This window comes from Pseudomonas agronomica, assembly GCF_025917275.1.
Taxonomy (GTDB): Bacteria; Pseudomonadota; Gammaproteobacteria; order Pseudomonadales; family Pseudomonadaceae; genus Aquipseudomonas; species Aquipseudomonas agronomica.
Window position 1 is genome coordinate 1 of the sequence record NZ_JAOSHO010000705.1, and the last position, 2,028, is coordinate 2,028.

General features: G+C 59.6%; 2 protein-coding genes. Both read right to left on the reverse strand.

Features of this window, described 5'->3' with window-relative positions:
• Positions 1–1,020: sensor histidine kinase (locus OC610_RS26345; RefSeq protein ID WP_264432061.1), on the reverse strand; the 1,020-nt coding region annotated here is incomplete at its 3' end.
• Positions 1,010–1,693, reverse strand: a complete 684-nt coding sequence (gene colR / locus OC610_RS26350) for a two-component system response regulator ColR (RefSeq protein WP_181288594.1) — start codon at positions 1,691–1,693, stop codon at positions 1,010–1,012. The genes colR and OC610_RS26345, both read right to left, overlap by 11 nt.
• Positions 1,694–2,028: the final 335 nt, after the last annotated feature.

Genomic DNA, 2,028 nt, shown 5'->3' on the forward strand with positions numbered 1-2,028 from the left:
GTAATGCAAAGCGTTGCGCAACAGGTTACCCATGACAGCCGTGAGAAAAGTGGCGTTATACGGTGTATCAAGGGGCTGCCCCGGTTCGAGGATCAACGTCAGCCCCTTGGATTCGATAGGTGCACGCCATACACCGAGCAGGTTTTCCGCGACCTGCCCAAGCGTCAAGCGAGGCGCCATGCCGTTGTCTTCACGCTGGGCCCGGGCGAGCATGAGGAAGGTCTGCACCAATTCGCGCATTTCTTCACTGGCCCGGTTGATGCGTTCAACCTGAGTGCGACCCCGCTGGTCCAGCGCCGGATTCTCCAGCAACAATTCACAGGACGTGGCCAGGACCATCAATGGTGTGCGCAACTCATGGCTGACGTCACTGGTAAACAACCGTTCACGGGTCAAGGCTTGGCGCAATCGCCCCAACGTAGCGTCGAACGCCACGGCGAGCTCGCCCACTTCATCAGCGGCATAGTCCGGGGCCAGCGGTGGCGCGAGTCCGAGGAGCTGGTCGCGATGCCGCACCTGGCGGGCCAGGCGCACGACCGGCGCCATCACCCGACGGGCCAACACCCACCCCAGGAACACAGCCAATGCGAGGCTGAGCACGAAGCCCACCAACACCACGGCGAACAGGACCCGTTCACGCTCCTCGAAATCGCTCTGGTCCTGCAGCAACACGTAATGCCGACCGTCTACGATCTCCACCATCGCGTGATAGGACAGTTGTTCGCGAAACACCTCGTGAAAGCCGCGATCGAGGTGACGCAAATCCTTGGGTAATTCGAAATCACCCTGACCGCCGCTGAAATAGAACAACTGGTCGGGTTCGGGCCGGTGGCTCCAGTCGGAAACGCTGTCCATCAACAGCAGGCGTTGCAAGTCGCCGCCCAATCCGGCGGAAATCAGTTTCTCTTCCACCAGATGGACCGTCGCGATGATGCCCAGGGCAAAAGCCCCCGCCACCAACGCGCTCATCAACGCGAACGCGATGATGATCCGCTGGGCAAGGCTTTGCTTAAACTCCATCGCGGCCCTCGGCCAAGCGGTAACCGACGCCGTGCACCGTTTGCAGCAGCGGTTTTTCGAACGGTTTGTCGATCACTTGTCGCAGTTGATGAACGTGGCTGCGCAGGCTGTCGCTGTCCGGGCAATCGTCGCCCCACAACGCTTCCTCGAGAATTTCGCGACGCAGCACATGAGGACTTTTCTGCATCAATACCGCCAGCAACTTGAGCCCCACGGGGTTGAGCTTGAGCAGCTTGCCTTCACGGGTCACCTCCAGGGTATCGAGGTCATAGCTCAGGTCGCCAACTTGCAAGGCGCGCCGGCCACCGCCCTGGGCGCGACGCATGACCGCCTCGATCCGCGCCGCCAGCTCCGACAAGGCAAAAGGCTTGACCAGGTAATCGTCGGCCCCGGACTTGAAGCCCTGCAAGCGATCATCCAGTTGGTCCCGCGCGGTGAGCATGATCACCGGTGTGTCGCGCCGGGCGTCTTCGCGCAAACGCTTGCACAAGGTGTAGCCGTCGATGCCCGGCAGCATGATGTCGAGCACGATCAAGTCGTAATGTTCGGTCGCGGCCAGGTGCAACCCCGACAAACCGTCCTGGGCACAATCGACGGTGTAACCCTTGAGCCCAAGGTAATCGGCCAGGTTGGCCAGGATGTCACGGTTGTCTTCAACCAATAGAATTCGCATGGGCATCTCCTGCGTATACGGTTAACAGCCGTCTTGGCCCGCGCAGCTTACGGCCAATGCCGACCCACGGCTAGGGCTGGAAGCAGCGGCGAAAGCAACGGCTTTGTACAACGAAATAATTAATAAGTTTTTCACTATCGGTTCACAACCTGACTACAGTGGGGGGGCGACACTCGCGCGCCATCAGATTGATATAAAAAAGGATGTTGTAAATGGACTTTCTAAAAACGGCGCCTATGCGTTTTCTGTTGCTTATCGCCAGCGCCTGGCTGGCGGTATTCCTTTTGACCCGAACCGTTCTGCTGCTGACTCACTTGGATGAGGCCGGCGGCGCC

Coding starts and splice junctions, on each gene's coding strand:
- colR (WP_181288594.1), bottom strand. CDS start 1,693: ATGCGAATTCTATTGGTTGAAGACAACCGTGACATCCTGGCCAACCTG.